Source organism: Sulfurimonas sp., assembly GCF_026988655.1.
Classification (GTDB): Bacteria; Campylobacterota; Campylobacteria; order Campylobacterales; family Sulfurimonadaceae; genus Sulfurimonas.
Genome location: NZ_JALSKT010000083.1, coordinates 66,689 through 82,425 on the forward strand (window position 1 = coordinate 66,689; position 15,737 = coordinate 82,425).

The 15,737-nt window shown below is 32.9% G+C and carries 18 protein-coding genes; 10 read left to right on the plus strand and 8 right to left on the minus strand.

Features of this window, described 5'->3' with window-relative positions:
- Window positions 1-1,197 (plus strand): capsular biosynthesis protein, encoded by a 1,197-nt coding sequence (locus MV052_RS09575; RefSeq protein WP_297443769.1) that lies wholly within the window; start codon window positions 1-3, stop codon window positions 1,195-1,197.
- On the opposite strand, the gene MV052_RS09580 is transcribed toward MV052_RS09575, so the two are convergent.
- The 8 genes from MV052_RS09580 to MV052_RS09615 are packed head-to-tail and all read right to left on the minus strand — an operon-like array spanning window position 1,192 to window position 7,048.
- A complete protein-coding gene (locus MV052_RS09580) occupies window positions 1,192-1,485 on the minus strand; it encodes a nucleotidyltransferase domain-containing protein (protein ID WP_297443771.1) in 294 nt (97 codons plus the stop codon). The two genes, MV052_RS09575 and MV052_RS09580, sit on opposite strands and share 6 nt — an antisense overlap.
- On the minus strand, window positions 1,466-1,921 hold the full coding sequence (locus tag MV052_RS09585; protein ID WP_297443773.1) for a hypothetical protein: 456 nt from the start codon (window positions 1,919-1,921) through the stop codon (window positions 1,466-1,468). Before MV052_RS09585 ends, MV052_RS09580 begins: the two co-directional genes overlap by 20 nt.
- Before the next feature lie 29 nt (window positions 1,922-1,950).
- Window positions 1,951-3,573 carry a polysaccharide biosynthesis/export family protein gene (locus MV052_RS09590; protein WP_297443775.1) on the minus strand — a complete coding sequence of 541 codons (1,623 nt, stop codon included), beginning with the start codon at window positions 3,571-3,573 and terminating at the stop codon, window positions 1,951-1,953.
- Between the two features lie 2 nt (window positions 3,574-3,575).
- Entirely contained in the window at window positions 3,576-4,841 is a 1,266-nt protein-coding gene (locus tag MV052_RS09595; protein ID WP_297443777.1) for a hypothetical protein, read from the minus strand.
- A 7-nt stretch (window positions 4,842-4,848) separates the two neighbouring features.
- On the minus strand, window positions 4,849-5,514 hold the full coding sequence (locus tag MV052_RS09600) for an ABC transporter ATP-binding protein (RefSeq protein ID WP_297443779.1): 666 nt from the start codon (window positions 5,512-5,514) through the stop codon (window positions 4,849-4,851).
- A gap of 1 nt (window position 5,515) precedes the next feature.
- Entirely contained in the window at window positions 5,516-5,992 is a 477-nt protein-coding gene (locus tag MV052_RS09605; RefSeq protein WP_297443781.1) for a hypothetical protein, read from the minus strand.
- A complete protein-coding gene (locus MV052_RS09610) occupies window positions 5,974-6,261 on the minus strand; it encodes a nucleotidyltransferase domain-containing protein (protein WP_297443783.1) in 288 nt (95 codons plus the stop codon). The genes MV052_RS09605 and MV052_RS09610 overlap by 19 nt, the downstream gene beginning before the upstream one ends.
- Before the next feature lie 4 nt (window positions 6,262-6,265).
- Window positions 6,266-7,048, minus strand: coding sequence for an ABC transporter permease (locus MV052_RS09615; protein WP_297443785.1), 783 nt, complete (start codon window positions 7,046-7,048; stop codon window positions 6,266-6,268).
- A gap of 122 nt (window positions 7,049-7,170) precedes the next feature.
- On the opposite strand from MV052_RS09615, the gene MV052_RS09620 reads away from it, so the two are divergent.
- The 9 genes from MV052_RS09620 to rfbA all read left to right on the plus strand — a co-directional run.
- Window positions 7,171-8,124, plus strand: a complete 954-nt coding sequence (locus MV052_RS09620) for a KpsF/GutQ family sugar-phosphate isomerase (RefSeq protein ID WP_297443787.1) — start codon at window positions 7,171-7,173, stop codon at window positions 8,122-8,124.
- A complete protein-coding gene (kdsB, locus tag MV052_RS09625; protein ID WP_297443789.1) occupies window positions 8,121-8,879 on the plus strand; it encodes a 3-deoxy-manno-octulosonate cytidylyltransferase in 759 nt (252 codons plus the stop codon). The genes MV052_RS09620 and kdsB overlap by 4 nt, the downstream gene beginning before the upstream one ends.
- Window positions 8,870-9,412, plus strand: a complete 543-nt coding sequence (locus tag MV052_RS09630; RefSeq protein ID WP_297443791.1) for an HAD hydrolase family protein — start codon at window positions 8,870-8,872, stop codon at window positions 9,410-9,412. Before kdsB ends, MV052_RS09630 begins: the two co-directional genes overlap by 10 nt.
- Window positions 9,399-10,442, plus strand: coding sequence for a PDDEXK nuclease domain-containing protein (locus tag MV052_RS09635; RefSeq protein ID WP_297443793.1), 1,044 nt, complete (start codon window positions 9,399-9,401; stop codon window positions 10,440-10,442). The genes MV052_RS09630 and MV052_RS09635 overlap by 14 nt, the downstream gene beginning before the upstream one ends.
- Window positions 10,429-11,220: a 3-deoxy-8-phosphooctulonate synthase gene (gene kdsA / locus MV052_RS09640; protein WP_297443795.1), complete on the plus strand. Its 792-nt coding sequence runs from the start codon at window positions 10,429-10,431 to the stop codon at window positions 11,218-11,220. The genes MV052_RS09635 and kdsA overlap by 14 nt, the downstream gene beginning before the upstream one ends.
- On the plus strand, window positions 11,213-12,256 hold the full coding sequence (locus MV052_RS09645) for a hypothetical protein (protein ID WP_297443797.1): 1,044 nt from the start codon (window positions 11,213-11,215) through the stop codon (window positions 12,254-12,256). Before kdsA ends, MV052_RS09645 begins: the two co-directional genes overlap by 8 nt.
- Window positions 12,256-13,755, plus strand: coding sequence for a hypothetical protein (locus MV052_RS09650; RefSeq protein WP_297443799.1), 1,500 nt, complete (start codon window positions 12,256-12,258; stop codon window positions 13,753-13,755). Before MV052_RS09645 ends, MV052_RS09650 begins: the two co-directional genes overlap by 1 nt.
- Window positions 13,752-14,867, plus strand: coding sequence for a hypothetical protein (locus tag MV052_RS09655; protein WP_297443801.1), 1,116 nt, complete (start codon window positions 13,752-13,754; stop codon window positions 14,865-14,867). Before MV052_RS09650 ends, MV052_RS09655 begins: the two co-directional genes overlap by 4 nt.
- Window positions 14,864-15,737: glucose-1-phosphate thymidylyltransferase RfbA (gene rfbA / locus MV052_RS09660; protein ID WP_297443803.1), on the plus strand; the 874-nt coding region annotated here is incomplete at its 3' end. The genes MV052_RS09655 and rfbA, both read left to right, overlap by 4 nt.

Sequence of the window (15,737 nt, forward strand, 5' to 3'; positions counted from 1 at the left end):
ATGAATAATATAGGAACAATTAAGCACAAAAACATACTTTTTTTACAAGGTCCTATGGGAAACTTTTTTAAGAAGTTGGATAGTTTGTTTGTAAAACAGGGTGCTACAACGTATAAGATTGGTTTTAATATGGGTGATAGTTTCTTTGCAAATCATTCAAACTATGTTGCCTATAGAGACACACGAGAGCATTTTACTGCGTTTATAAAAAACTTCTTAGATGAAAAAAAGATTGATATGATCTTTCTCTTTGGGGATTGCAGGTATTATCAAAGAAGGGCTATTCAAACTGCCATGAAGCTTGGTTTAGATGTTTTTGTTTTTGAAGAAGGTTACATCCGTCCAAACTATATAACTATGGAACGCTATGGCGTGAATGACTTTAGTAAGATTAGCCGAAAACGAGCATTTTATGATAGCTTAGATCTGCAAGAGATACCAAAAGCTGAAGATGTTAACTATTCAAAACTACAGATGGTGTATAGTGCCGTTGTATATTATCTAGTATCTAGTTTATTTCAACAAAGATATCCAAATTATATTCATCATAGAGAGTTTGCTGCGTTTAAAGAGGCATTTTTTGGACTAAGAAGTCTTACAAGAAAGTTTATATATCCCTTGCATGAACACAAATATCTGAATATTATTCAAAATGAACTCTCAAAAAGATACTTTTTCGTACCCTTACAAACCTACAATGATTTTCAAATCCTAGAACACTCTGAGTACAAGTCGGTTGAGAAGTTTATCATAGAAGTGTTAGAATCATTTGCACACTCAAATACAAGTGCATGGCTTGTCTTCAAACATCATCCTGTTGATAGAGGGCGTAAAAGATATACAAAGTTTATCATTGATCAGGCAAAACTTTTAAAGATAGAAAAAAAGGTTTTGGTCTTGTACGATACACATCTTCCTTCTCTGCTGAAAAATGCCATAGGTACTGTTACCATTAACAGTACAGTGGGACTCTCTTCACTTTATCATGGTACGCCAACTATAACACTGGGTAATGCCATCTATGATATAGAAGGGCTTACTTGTAAAGGTTTGTCTTTAGATGCATTTTGGCACAAACAATTAGAACCAGATAAAGAGCTTGTACAAAAATATAGAAAGTTTTTGATTGACAACACACAACTAAATGGTAGTTTTTATGGGAAACTCCCAAGGGAATTTAAAACCTTGAAATCATAGTGTTTTCAATACAACATATGATTTTAATATTTCTTTTTCTATACTTCTGTTAAAATTTTTGTGAACAATAATATCTACTGGTTTATGTAGTAAACGCTCTAGTTTGGCTAATGTCCTTATCTTCTTTTCATAAAGATTTGAGTTCTCATGTGGTACAATAAACAAATCTATATCACCACCTTTTTTACTATTATCTACTCTACTACCAAAAAGAGAAATACTCACCATACCAAAAATATTTTCTACTGTATTGATAATGATATCTTTTTCATACTTCTCTAATCTCATTATATCTTTCCTGTAATTTTGAACTTATCTCTAACAGTAGAGGAGTTTTGCGTATAAGCAACTCCAATGCATCCATCAACTCATCCTCTTCACCAGGGTATTCATGTGCTATATTATTACGTACTTTTCTTAATTCATCCCAAGTGTCAATATCAACAATACCCTCTTTCTCTATCTCTTTGAGTAGCAATAAAAAAGATTTATCCTGCACGTCAAATCTATTAAACTCCAAAAAAGCTCTAAAAATTTTACTTCCTATAAGGTCTTGAAGCTTAGAAAAGCGAAAAACCAAAGCATTGATAGCAAATTTCTCAAGACTTGGAAGAGTATCATAATCTTGTATAGGTAAGCTAATAGCACTATTTGCTTCTTCTATGAGGGCTATATGTTTTTTTGCTTCAGTAAAATATGCATCCAATCTTTTTTCTATTAACATTTTATATCCTTAAAACCATTGTATTATACTTAATATCGTAGGACGATAGCTGCACCGACTGCTATTTGGTAAACGATTTGTGTTATGTCTTTTATGACCTGAAGATATTTTGTATCTACTTTTCCTAAAACTAAGATGGAGTCTCCTGGCTTGACATTGTACGTGTCACCAAAGAGAGTATTGTCATCGTAAGTAACGACTTTTCCATTTTTTTGTATTATTAAGACCTGATCACTGTTGGCTCTAAAGTTAAATCCACCACAAGCATTGATATAGTCATCAAATGTCATATCTTTGACATAGGTCTGCGCACCTGGAAGCATTACCTCTCCTTGTACTATAACCATACGATTTTTCTTAGGGATATATATCGTGTCACCGTCTTCGAGATATATTTGCGATAAATTACTATCTTTGTTGATGATGACCTGTCCTTTAAACTCTACTTTTCGTGCTCGATCTATAAAGTTCATAACGAGTTGGGATTCCTGCTTTCGTATCATCGCCTCTTCTGTTGTCAAAGAACCGGCTGTGAGTGTTTTTGCTGCCAAATCATCAAGCTGAGCGTTAAGGAGGTTTTTTTGCTTTTGCGCGATGCTTTTTCTATAAAGCTGAAAAGAGTTCTCATCTGAGAGATCTGTCATCTTGATTTTGTCAAACACCTCTTGCAGTGTTGTACCTTTTTTTACTACAAGGTTATGAATGTTTGCGTGTTCTCCGCTGATCTCAATTTTGATATCTTTTGAGTTGTGATCAGGGATAAAGTTTACACTCTCACCACTATATATCTTCATATCCAAATTGTTTTTTATGGCATATATATTTATGCTTTGTTCATTGTCTTGATTGTATTTAGTGACAGTGAAGTTTGTTAAAGTAGGGTTGGGTAGAACTACTTGAAGTATATCTCCTAAAGTCACCCAGTCACGTAGCATCTCAAACCTATAGGGTCGCTTGACATCCCCTGTAATTTCTATGTAGTTTTTGACACTCTCAACTACGATGACATCTCCCATATGAAACTGAAAAAGTTTTAAAGAACCACTCAGTAAAAATGTGTACAAATCTACATCATATATCTCTTTGTTTTGTCGTAGGACTTTAATATTTCTGTAGCTTCCACTTTTAGCATCAATGCCTCTTGCCTTATCTATAAACTGGATGATAGAGTCAGAAGAAAGCCCCTCATAGAGTCCTGGCTTATTCACTGCACCTGTTACAAAGATACTTACTGGCTGGTAAGACTCTAAGTCTGCATAGACAAAGACGCTTTTTTTGAAGACTTTTTTAACAGCTTCTTGTAGTGTTTGACTGAGTTGATCGTTACGAATACCGGCTACATGGACAGTACCAACTCTAGGAATGAAAATATTACCTTGAGAATCAACATTCACTTTCGTTTGAAAATCGAATGAGCCCCATAGTTTGAGATTTATCGTATCGCCTATACTTATGAGATAGTCAGGATTGTATCTGTACTGTCTGTTTTTTGAAAAACTGCCATTGAAAAGGTTGTATCCAAAAACACGAGTAGAAGCATCAACAAAGGAGTTGTTCATATCTTGTGATATTTCTTCATTGTTAAGGTTAGATAACTCAACTCCAAAAAGAGAAGAGGTGAGCATAAAAGCAAAGAGTAGTTTTTTTATCATTTTTATTCCTTATGATCTTTGATTATTTGTACAAGCATTGAAAAGATACCATACAGGAGAAGTATCCCGATAAGTAGTGTAATGAACATTTTTAATTTCTTAGGATACGTATACCCATCAGGTAGGTTTGGTTTGGTAACAATGCTAAGTGTTTTAGAATTTTTAAGGACTTCAAGCTTTGTTGTTTCAAGCTGTATAAGGGCATTTTTATAGACTTCAGTGCTAAACTCAAACTGCATTTTGAGCTTGTTGTATGCAAAAAGTATTTTGTTGAGTCTGTTTTTACTCTTTCCAGTTAAAGCTTCTTTTGCATTTTTTATGGAAGCCTCGATCTCTTTTATCTCAGATTTTAATGCTAGCAATTCATAGTTGTTTTTGTTAAGATAGTTGCTTTTTGTTTTGTACTCAATCTTTTTTTGTGTAAGCGCTGACTGTAAACCTGCAATAATCTCACTTGAAGATGTTGCATTGCTTTGTGGGTTGAGTAAAAGATGCTTGTCTTGGTATGCTTCTAATGCTTTTGCTGCCATATCCATTGCATTTTTACTTTTTTTGTATTCTAGCTCCACAAAAGCAAGCTGTTTTTTTGCTTTTTTTCTGTTAAATTTGTTTAACATATCGTCAACGGCTTTGATGGTAAATTTCAAAATCTCTTGCGCTTTTTTTGGATCTGTATGGAGATAACTAATGTGTAAAAGAGCTGAAGTTTCATCATACTCAACAAGCATTCTTTTTTTATAAAACTCTAATGCATCTTCTAATGTAGCATCACTGCTGAGTCTACTGATAAAATCTAAGTCATCACTTTTGTAGTGCTTAATTAGAGCAAACTTTTTGTCAAGCGTTTTAAACATATCTAAAGAGAGGAGATACTCTTTGACGACCATAGAATCTTGCAACTGAGATGAAGAACCAACCCCTAAAAGGCTCAGTCCTAGAGTAGAAGCCGAAGGCGTAGAACTAAGATCTCGTACCATGAGTGTTGTTTGTGACTCATATAGTTCAGATTCGATAAACATCGTATAAGTAAAAGCCGAGAGAAAGATAAAAAGAAAAAAGAGTCTTGTGACAAAGGTCGAGTACTTTTTGCTTAGTTGGCTATGGACTATGTAGTCTTTTTCTATCTTAGTATAGTCTTTGTTAAGTCTTTCATGCATACCACGAAATCCATGCTTAGTAAAACGAGCATAAGATTTTCTAAATGTTCGGTGTTCTTGTGTTTTATCTGTTTTTTCGTACCAGTAGAGTTGTATTATCTTTTTTATCATATATATCTCATTGTTTATTTATTTTATCGTATGTTTTTATCGCATCGTTTATATCTTCAAAGTAGTACATCTGTCCTGCGTTTACAACGATACCAGCGTGACAAATCTCTTTAAGTATTGGCATTGAGTGACTCACAAGAAGGACATTGCAGTTTTCTATCTTTTTACGCAAAGCTTTTTTAGATTTCACTTGAAAGTTCTTATCTCCGACTGAAAGCGTTTCATCAATGATTAGATAATCAAAGTCAAACATCAAGCTCAGTCCAAAACTCAAACGTGACTTCATCCCTGAAGAGTATATTTTGATAGGCATATCAAAATAGTCACCTATCTCAGCAAACTCTTTGACCCCTTCGATGGCATGCTCTATCTCAGCATCTGTTTTGCCGTAAATACGACAAACAAATTTAACATTTTGTCGTCCTGTCATGGAGCCTTGAAATCCACCTGCAAGCCCCATAGGCCATGAAAAAGAGTTAGGCGATATGATAGCACCAGAGTTTGGAAAGTCTATACCCCCAAGCATACGAAGCAGTGTTGACTTCCCAGCTCCATTTCTTCCTAATATACCAACATTTACATCAGATGGAATAATCTGACTTACATTGTTAAGAATGTACTTTTTACCATTGGCTGTTTTGTAGTATTTTGTTACATTTTTTAGTTCTATCATTTTATTTTAGCATTTCTTGAATAGTATCTAAAATTTGTTTGAGTCTGTGTTTACGTTGGTAAAGTGTATTTATCATATCAACAGTAATATTACTATTGTCCTCATAGTCATGAGCAATCTCGTTTCTTATGTCTCTAAACTCAAACCATTCATCTACATCAATTATGCCCCATTTTTCAAGCTGATTGAGTATGTCTAAAAATGGTTTATCTGTATTTTCACCTTGATAAAGTAAAATAGACTTAAAAAGTTTTGCACCCATACAATCTTGTAGTTTTGAAAATCTGTAAATTATTTGGTCACTGTATGCTAAATATTCTATATCATGTATAATTTTGCTAAATTTTTTTTCATCTAATGGAAAGAGATTGATCTTCTCAAGTTGTTTGTATGCATCATTTAATCTTTGTAAATGTTTATATGCTTCATTTAAATTGTCTAAAACCTTCTGTTTGTATATTAGAGTTTTATTCCCCACTTTCGTGCCTCCTTTTCTATAAGTCTTGTTTTGTCTTGATTGAAAATAATATCTATTTTTTGCTCGCCTAGTTGCTTTTTTATGCTTGAAAGAAATTTTATCTTTTTTTGAAAAAGATTACTATGATCTTGAAGAACAAGATACAAATCTATATCGCCACCTTTTTGAGAATCATCTACTCTACTTCCAAAAAGATAGATCTCACCATTTTTAAAAATGGTTTCAAAATTTTGCTTAATTGTTTCAATGTAATTTGCATTTAATCTCATTATGTTACCTCGAAGAGATGATCTTCTTCTCTGCTCTTGTGTAAAAATAGAGTCCTAAAAAGAGTGGTATAAAAGTCCAGTAAAACATATACTCATAATCCACATACTGAGTATCTAAGGCATTGAAGTAGTTTCCATGTATCATCTCTATAAAATGAACAAGAGGATTGTAGAGAATAATCTCTCTTAGAACTGGAGGAAGAGAGTCCACTGTGTACATCAGAGCCGATACAAAGAGTAGAGGAGCCATGATGACATTGACTATCTTGACATAAGTCTCATAAAACGCACCTATGACAGCACTGAGTAGCCCAAGTGAAAACCCAAAAAGGCACATCCAAGCAACAGCTAAGATGACCATGTTGAAATTTTTGACATGCAGATCAAATCCAAAATATAAACCAATGCCGATAAAAACTAAAGTAGCAGCGATACTGACCAAAATCTCAACTAAAAAACGAGTGATAAGCGTGTCGATAGGCTTTACCTGTATGTAACTAAATAGCGCCTGATTTGCACTAAAAGCATTCAGAGAACGACTGACAATATTTTTCCAAAGAAAAAATGCCAAAAAACCAGTCGCTAAAAAAACTGGAAAATCGATACCGGGCATGGAGTTACTAGCTACAGCAGACTTGAGCCCTGCAAACACAAGCACCATAAACATAGCATCAAAGAGAGCCCAAAAGTAGCCAAGCTTTTGAGAACCAAAGCGTGTTTGAATCTCTCTCAAAAAAAGGGCAGTGATAACAGACTTGAAAATTGTAAAAGGAGTTCTTTTAATCATAGTGCTATTTTAGCGTAAATATCTTAATAAATATAAACTTAAAAGTTTTTGTTAATAGCTAATGGTGTATAATTTCTAAAAAATTGATATTCTGTAAAAGCATATGTAAGGAAATACTATTAATGAATGTTATTAAAATAGCTAAAGAAGTTTTTGAACTAGAAGCAGAGGCAATAAAAGGACTATGCGAAAAGTTGGATGATAATTTTACTCAAACAGTAGAATTGATTTTACAATCTAAGGGTCGTTTAGTTATAAGTGGAATGGGTAAATCAGGTCACATTGGAGCTAAGATTGCAGCAACGCTGGCAAGTACAGGAACACCTAGCTTTTTTATGCATCCTGCTGAAGCATTTCATGGTGATTTGGGTATGCTTACTCAAAATGATATTCTACTTGCTATTTCTAATTCCGGTGAAAGCGAAGAAATTGTTAAAATCATACCATTTGTGAAAAAAAGAGGTATCACGCTGATAGGAATGGCCGGAGATGAAAAGTCTACTTTAGCAAGAGAATCAGATTATTTTTTAAATATAAGTATTGAAAAGGAAGCCTGTCCTTTACAACTGGCACCTATGTCATCGACTACAGTTAGCTTAGCGATGGGGGATGCATTGGCAGCTGCTTTAATGAAAAAACGAAATTTTAAACCAGAAAACTTTGCTATGTATCATCCTGGTGGAAGTTTAGGTAAGAAACTTTTGACAAATTTAAAAGATATAATGACATCGAAAGATTTACCAACTGTTGACTTAAAGAGTGATTTTCAAGATGTTATTACAACAATTACAAGAGGAAAGCTTGGCTTGTGTATTGTTGTGGATGATGGGCTTATTAAAGGGATCATAACAGATGGAGATTTGCGAAGAACTTTACAAGAAACAGATAAAATCAGATTTGACTTGTCGGCTCAAGAGATGATGACAAAAAACCCCAAAACAATTCATGAGAATAAAATGGCTGTCGATGCGGAAGCATATATGATAGAAAATAAGATAAAAGAATTGTTGGTAGTGGATGATGATGAAAAATTGGTCGGTGTTGTGCAACTATTTGATACAGGGAGTATCTTTTGAAGAGTGTAGTTGTTATACCAGCAAGGCTGAATTCATCAAGACTACCAGGCAAAGTATTGTTAGATATTTGTGCAAAACCTATGGTTCAACATGTATATGAAGCATCCAAAAAAGCTGAAACAATAGAAGATGTATATATAGCTACCGATTCTTTAGAAGTCAAAGAGGCATGTCTAAAGTTTACAGACAACATCATCATGACAGACGACTCACATGAATCTGGTACCGATAGACTAGCAGAGGCTTCAAAATATATAGAGTGTGACAATATTATCAATGTTCAAGGGGACGAACCTTTGATAGACCCGATGCTTATTACACAAATGGCTGATATTTTAGAGTCTCAAGATAGCATAATGGTAAGTGCTATGCACAAGATAAAAACAACTTCCGAATTAAAATCTCCTAACTCTGTAAAAGTGGTGGTAGATAAAAACTCAAATGCACTTTATTTTTCAAGATCAATTATCCCTCATCATAGAGATGAATGGGAAGCGCTTCTTAAACATCATACAACTATTCCAGAACAACTAAAGTTTTACAAGCATATAGGAATTTATGGATATAAAAAAGAGTTTCTTAAAACATACGCTACTCTGGAGTCTACTTATCTGGAGAAATTAGAGAAATTAGAGCAGTTAAGAGTTTTAGAAAATGGCTATAAGATTAAAATGATAGAGAGTGATTATCATCCGATAGGTGTTGATGTTCTAGAAGATTTAGAAAAAGTAAGAAAGATTATACAATGTCATTAAAACAAAAAGCAAAACTTATTAAAGCTATTGTGTTTGATGTGGATGGTGTTCTGACGGATGGTGGTATTATTTACGATAATGCTGGAATGGAGATAAAACGTTTTAATGTTAAAGATGGACAGATTATTTCACATCTCAAAAAAGCTGGTTTTGTTGTGGGTGCTATCACTGGTCGAGACTCGCAGGTCGTTAAAAATCGATGTGAAGAGTTGAAACTTGATTTTCATTATCATGGAAGTTCAGATAAATTGGTGCAATATGAAAAGATAAAAGAGAACTACAGCCTAAAAGATGAACAGATAGCCTACATAGGTGATGACATCATTGACTTAGGTATTTTAAGTAGATGTGGTCTTGGTGCAACACCACAAGATGCAAGGTCTTACATGAAAGAAAATGTAGACTATGTGACACCTTCAAAAGGTGGAGAAGGTGCTTTAAGAGATTTTGCTGACATGATTTTAGATGCACAAGACCTGCTAGAAAGTATAATAACCCAACAATTGGCAAGGGCAGTAGATGCTACTAACTAACGAGTATAAAGATTTTATAGTCTCTTTAAAACAGAAGATTTATAGTGCGAAGTCAAAGGCAATTATCTCTGCAAATAGATTGATGATAGAGCTTTATTTTGAGATAGGTAGAGAGATTGTTTTAAGTCAAGAACTACAAGGCTGGGGAAAATCGGTTGTTGAGAAGATGTCTAAAGACTTAACTGATGAGTTTGGTAAGAAGAATGGCTACTCTTCTCAAAATCTTTGGTATATGAGACAATTTTACAACGCTTATAAAGACAACTCAAATCTCCAACAGCTTGTTGGAGAAATTCCTTGGGGTTCAAATATTGTTATATTTACAAAATGTAAAGATACAGAGCAAAAAGAATACTACATAAGAAATACTATTGAATTTGGATGGAATAGAAATGTACTTACTCATCATATACAAACAAATCGTTTTAATAGAGATGACAAGAGAAAGAAACTAAATAATTTTGAGACCACTTTAGAAAATGAACTTTCAGAACTAGCTACTGACATAGTAAAAAGTGAATACAACTTAGCGTTCCTTAGTATTTCTGATGGCGTACATGAAAGAGAAGTTGAAAGCACTTTGGTGGAAAACATCAAAAAGTTTTTACTTGAACTTGGATATGGGTTTAGTTTTATAGATAACCAATACAAACTAACACTTAATGAAAACGAATACTTTATAGATTTACTCTTCTTTCACAGAAAGTTAAATGCCTTAGTTGCCATAGAGCTAAAGCTAGGAAAATTCAAACCAGAGTACGCAGGTAAAATGAACTTTTACTTGAATCTTCTCAATGATACTGTAAAAATGCCACATGAAAATCCATCTATTGGGATTATACTTTGTAGCGATAAAGAGAGTTTAGAAGTAGAGTACTCTTTATTAAATACAACACAGCCTATGGGTGTCTCAACCTACACTACAAATGCTACATTACCAAAACAACTAAAAGAGACACTTCCAACAAAAGAAGAACTTTATAAAACACTACGAAAACTAGACAAAAAGGAAAGAGATGTTAACAAATGATGAACTATATGAAAAACTAAAGCAAGGAAGATTTCTTCTTGCAGGGCCTTGTGCCATAGAGAGCGAAGCACTTGTGATGCAAGTAGCAGAAGAGGTGAAAAAGATGAGTGAAGAGTTAGGGATTACTTATGTGTTTAAGTCTTCATTTGATAAGGCAAATAGAACTTCGCTGAGTAGTTTTAGAGGTCCTGGGCTAGAAGAGGGATTGCGTATCTTAGAGAAGGTAAAAATGGAGTTTGAACTTCCCATAGTTACTGACATCCATGAACCTTCTCAAGCACAACCCGTAAGTGAAGTTGCAGATATCTTACAGATTCCTGCATTTTTATGTAGACAAACAGACTTGTTGGTAGCAGCTGCAAAAACTAACAAGATAATCAACATCAAAAAAGCACAGTTTTTAGATGGAAAAGACATGTTTTATCCTGCTCAAAAAGTAAAAGATGCTGGAAACAGTAAAATAATGTTGACTGAAAGGGGTACACTTCTTGGATTAGGACGGTTAGTTGTAGATATTACACAAATAGTGGATATGAAAGAGTTTGGCTATCCAGTAGTAATGGATGTTACACATTCTACGCAAAGACCGGGTGGTGGAGCAACAAGTGGCGGTAATCCTCATTATGCACCTTATATTGCCAAGGCAGCAGCAGCTGTTGGGGTTGATGGTTTCTTTTTTGAAGTTCATCCTGAACCTAGTGAGGCTTTGAGTGATGGGAGTAATATGGTTAAATTAGATGAGTTTCAAGAATTGATTAGAGGAATATATAATGATTAAGTTTTTATATATCAGTACCACAGGACGATTAGAACGACCTTATTTAGACCCATCCGTTAGATATAGATGTTACAACCCAGCAGAGGACCTAGAAACTTTAGGACATCTTGCCGATGTTGTTTCTTTTCACGACTTTCAAATTGCTATGATTAAAAATTATGATGTCTTTATATTTCATAGACCACCATATGATGAGAAGTTGGAGATAGCACTTGCAGTCATGGACAGGTACAAAAAACAGTATTATGCAGATTATGATGATCTAATCTTTGCTCCAGAGTACGCGTTGCAGTCGTCTTTGTATAAAACAGGGAGAGCGGATAAAAAGAAAACTTTAAAAATTTTTAAAAATAATTTTAAAGCAATGAAATTGTTTAAAAACTTTACCGTTTCAACGACTCCATTGAAAGATGTGATTTTACATTTAAATAGAAAAGCGAATGTAAAAGTGATTCATAACGGTCTATCGCAATCATGGTTAAATAGGGCTAATTTAAATTTCGTTCCAAATACATCTAGTTTTAAGACAATGAGTTATCTTTCTGGAACAAAAAGTCATGATCATGACTTTGAAATTGTAGAAAATATTATGGCGAAACAGTTAGCGAGCAAAAAAGATTTACATTTAATGTTAGTCGGTCCACTTGAATTTAATAAAGACCTTTTAAATGACAAGGTAAGACATCTTCGCTATGTTGAATACCAAAACTTGCCTCAATTAATTACTAAAAGTTGGCTCAATATTGCACCATTAGAAGATAATATATTTAATAAATGTAAATCAGGTCTAAAATTTTTTGAATCAGCAATACTTGGTATTCCTTCTATTGTTTCTTCTCTACCAGATTTTGAAAGATTTGATGATGCAGTTTTCATTGCCAAAGATGAAGAGAAATGGAACTATTATATTGATAAACTTTACAATGATGAAGAATTTTATAAGAAGAAATCATTAGAAGTAAAACAATATGCTCAAGAAAAATGTATGTCACTGCATCAAACAAATAAATTTATTAATATAGTCGAGGAAATATAATGAAGGTACTTTTTTATTTAGAACCACATCCCATTAGAGAACGTTATGAATCTTTTAGTTGGATAGGCAAAGAAGTATGTAAAATGCTACAAGACAAGTACGTGCATACTCAATTTAATAAAAAGAAAACTTTACTTGATATGAGAATAATGACCTCAAGGCATTATGCTCCTTTAATGAAAGAATTTCCAAAAATTAGAAAGGCTTTTATTGGATTGACTTCAAAAGAAAATGATTCTTTGTCTTACTTTTATGATGATTGGAATCAACAATCTATTGCAATATGGAAAGAACTAATGCATGGTGAGGGAGAAGTGTCGAAATTTTATAATGACATACTTAGCAGGGTTAAAAATAATGTATTTGATTTTGATGTAATTATATATTGGAGTACAAATGGTGCAGTTAAAAAATTCGCATTAGATCATAATGTACAAAGTATTTCAATGGAGCTTGGATGTACGAGAATTCCTTTTTTTGAGTCTGTGTATATGGACTTTTTGGGAGTTAATGGAAATGCTATAACTAGAAAGTTAGATATAAAACTTTTACCTGATTGTGATATTGATGAAATCATAGAAAATTTACCATTTAATTTAGCAGGAAATAAAGGTAAAGATGGAAAACACAATGTTTTAAAGACATCTTTTATAGAAGAAATCTATAAAAATCCATTAAAGAATATTTTAATACCAATGCAGTTAGATGATGACTCCAATATATTGATGTTTTCTAAATATGCAAATATGTTAGAATTTTTAGAGGAAGTATTACCTCCATTAATTAACAAAGGTTATAGATGTTTTATTAAACCACATCCTGGTGCAAAATCTAGAAAGTTAACAGAACTTGGGCATAAAACATGTGAAGACTATTGTAGTGATTTAAAAAATGTATTTTGGGTTGATGATATAGATAATAAAAGAGATTATTTATCCTTGCTTAATAAAATGACAGCTGTAGTTACAGTAAATAGTTCTGTTGGGTTTGAAGCACTTTTATTGAAAAAAGTGGTTGTTACTATGGGTGATGGTGCATATAGTATAAATAGCTTACCTACTCTAACACAACTTGTAGATGGAACTATTAATTTAAAAGAATATTATATAAATATTGGTAAGATAGCAAATGTTATGTTGTATAACTATCTTTTACCTAAAGAATATGTTTTTGAACAAAACTTTTTTGTTGAGTATTTATTGCGGCAGATTAGATTAAATAATGCTTATTTAACATTAAACAATAGAGATTTTACACATTATTTTCTCAAAGAAGAAAATAATATGAAAAACTATTTCATACTATATGATAGTGATCAAAGTTTTTTAACTCAATATCAGCAGCGCATAGTTTCAAAACAGAACACAGTTCCAATTGAAAATATTGAAAAAAGAACATCTTTATCTCAAAAGCATATTCGTAATAGAAAAATGAAAAAACTATTTGATTCGCCAGTGCTTTTTTTTAGTGATGCAATTAAAAACATTTTAAAAAAATGAGATATTTAATAGCTGGTCCAAGCCATACCGCTAGATGGTGGCAACGTATTAATTGGAAACAGTTTCCACAACCTGATAGCATGCAATATATTTATTATGCAGCAGGAGAATCATTGTTTTGTAAAAGGATGTTTAATTCTATAAAGAAGAATGCTGATAAAGTAGATATGATATATCTTTTTGTACCAGATTTTAGGTTTGGAAATAATATATTTGAAAAATATGAAGATTTTCCAGAGCTTTTTATAGATGGATATACCCATCCTCATAATGAATATATAAGTAAAGAAAATGATAAAAAACTTTACAATCATGGATTGCAAGTGCTTGATGAATATGAAAAAATATTCAAGGGAAAAATAAAATTTATTTTTTGGTGTTTGAATTATCGAGAAGCAATGAATATAAAAAATAAAAAATATATGAATGAGGAAGGGGAATATAGACATCCTGTCTGGAATCTATCAGACTTATATACACGTTATGAGAATGCAATAAATTTAATAGATATTCAAAATAGGATACAAGAATTTACTCTAGATGGTCAAGGTCACCCCTCTTTGAAAGCATATTCATTTTTAAGTCATCTTTTTAGACTTTCTTCTGAAAAGGAAGCATTGGAAATAGTTGATAAAAGCTATAATGAAATAGTATCTTTGCTCTTTGTAGAATCTGAAATAAATCTTAATGATTCTCTTTTCCTCCTGAAGAATAATATGCATAGTTTCAAGTTAAATACTTCTTGCAATGGTTCAAAATTGTTTCAAAAAGCTTTGGAGTCATATAGAAATGGAAAATTTCACCTTTCAATTGACTATCTTAATGAATTATTAAGAGATGAGAAATGGAAAATAAATTGGGAAGTTTATTTTTATTTGGGATTGGCTTATATGCAAATAAGGAATTACCTTTTATCTGAATCAATGTTCAAAATAGGTATTAAGCTGAATGCGAATAAAAGTGCTATATTTACTCAATTAGGAGTATGCTTTAGGAAGAAAGGTGAACTCAAAAAGAGCAAGAAATGTTTTTTAAAGTCGTTGAAAATTAATCCTGCTGATAGTGGCGCAAAATTAGAATTGAATAAAATAATGAAAGAGGAGAATAGATGAAAGGCATAATACTAGCAGGGGGAAGCGGCACACGCCTCTACCCAATTACAAAAGGTGTAAGTAAACAACTTGTTCCTATCTATGATAAACCAATGATTTATTATCCATTGTCAGTTCTAATGTTGGCTGGTATAAAAGAGGTCTTAATCATCTCAACACCGCATGACTTACCAAATTTTGAAAAGCTTTTAGGTGATGGCAGTGATATCGGTATGAACTTCTCATATAAAGTCCAACCCTCTCCTGATGGACTTGCACAAGCATTTATACTTGGCGAAGAGTTTATTGGCAATGATGATGTGTGTCTTGTACTAGGAGATAATATTTTTTATGGTCATGGACTTACTGAGCTTTTAGCTAAGAGTGTAAAAAATGCAAAAGAGAAGCAAAAAGCGACTATATATGGCTACTATGTAAGTGATCCAGAACGTTATGGTGTTGCTGAGTTCAATGAAAGTGGTGAAGTGATTTCCATAGATGAAAAACCACAAGAGCCTAAAAGTAATTACGCTGTAGTTGGACTCTACTTTTATCCAAATGATGTAGTACAAAAAGCAAAAAATGTTAGACCGAGTGATAGAGGTGAGTTAGAAATCACGACACTTAATCAAGCTTATTTGAAAGAAAAAAGGTTACGTGTGAAGTTAATGGGACGAGGCTATGCTTGGTTAGATACTGGAACACATGAAAGTCTTCTAGAAGCAAGTATGTTTATCCAAACAGTTGAAAAGCGTCAGGGTCTGAAAGTTGCATGTATAGAAGAGATAGCTCATGAGATGGGATACATCAATGCTGATGACTTAGTAAGATTAGCACAACCACTGAAAAAAAATCAATATGGACAATATTTACTTAAACGTGCCCAAGAAG

Excerpts from the sequence above, each read along its gene's own strand:
- MV052_RS09575 (WP_297443769.1), top strand. The coding sequence starts at position 1 with ATGAATAATATAGGAACAATTAAGCACAAAAACATACTTTTTTTACAA.
- MV052_RS09580 (WP_297443771.1), bottom strand. The coding sequence starts at position 1,485 with ATGAGATTAGAGAAGTATGAAAAAGATATCATTATCAATACAGTAGAA.
- MV052_RS09585 (WP_297443773.1), bottom strand. The coding sequence starts at position 1,921 with ATGTTAATAGAAAAAAGATTGGATGCATATTTTACTGAAGCAAAAAAA.
- MV052_RS09590 (WP_297443775.1), bottom strand. The coding sequence starts at position 3,573 with ATGATAAAAAAACTACTCTTTGCTTTTATGCTCACCTCTTCTCTTTTT.
- MV052_RS09595 (WP_297443777.1), bottom strand. The coding sequence starts at position 4,841 with ATGATAAAAAAGATAATACAACTCTACTGGTACGAAAAAACAGATAAA.
- MV052_RS09600 (WP_297443779.1), bottom strand. The coding sequence starts at position 5,514 with ATGATAGAACTAAAAAATGTAACAAAATACTACAAAACAGCCAATGGT.
- MV052_RS09610 (WP_297443783.1), bottom strand. The coding sequence starts at position 6,261 with ATGAGATTAAATGCAAATTACATTGAAACAATTAAGCAAAATTTTGAA.
- MV052_RS09615 (WP_297443785.1), bottom strand. The coding sequence starts at position 7,048 with ATGATTAAAAGAACTCCTTTTACAATTTTCAAGTCTGTTATCACTGCC.
- MV052_RS09620 (WP_297443787.1), top strand. The coding sequence starts at position 7,171 with ATGAATGTTATTAAAATAGCTAAAGAAGTTTTTGAACTAGAAGCAGAG.
- MV052_RS09630 (WP_297443791.1), top strand. The coding sequence starts at position 8,870 with ATGTCATTAAAACAAAAAGCAAAACTTATTAAAGCTATTGTGTTTGAT.
- MV052_RS09635 (WP_297443793.1), top strand. The coding sequence starts at position 9,399 with ATGCTACTAACTAACGAGTATAAAGATTTTATAGTCTCTTTAAAACAG.
- kdsA (WP_297443795.1), top strand. The coding sequence starts at position 10,429 with ATGTTAACAAATGATGAACTATATGAAAAACTAAAGCAAGGAAGATTT.
- MV052_RS09645 (WP_297443797.1), top strand. The coding sequence starts at position 11,213 with ATGATTAAGTTTTTATATATCAGTACCACAGGACGATTAGAACGACCT.
- MV052_RS09650 (WP_297443799.1), top strand. The coding sequence starts at position 12,256 with ATGAAGGTACTTTTTTATTTAGAACCACATCCCATTAGAGAACGTTAT.
- MV052_RS09655 (WP_297443801.1), top strand. The coding sequence starts at position 13,752 with ATGAGATATTTAATAGCTGGTCCAAGCCATACCGCTAGATGGTGGCAA.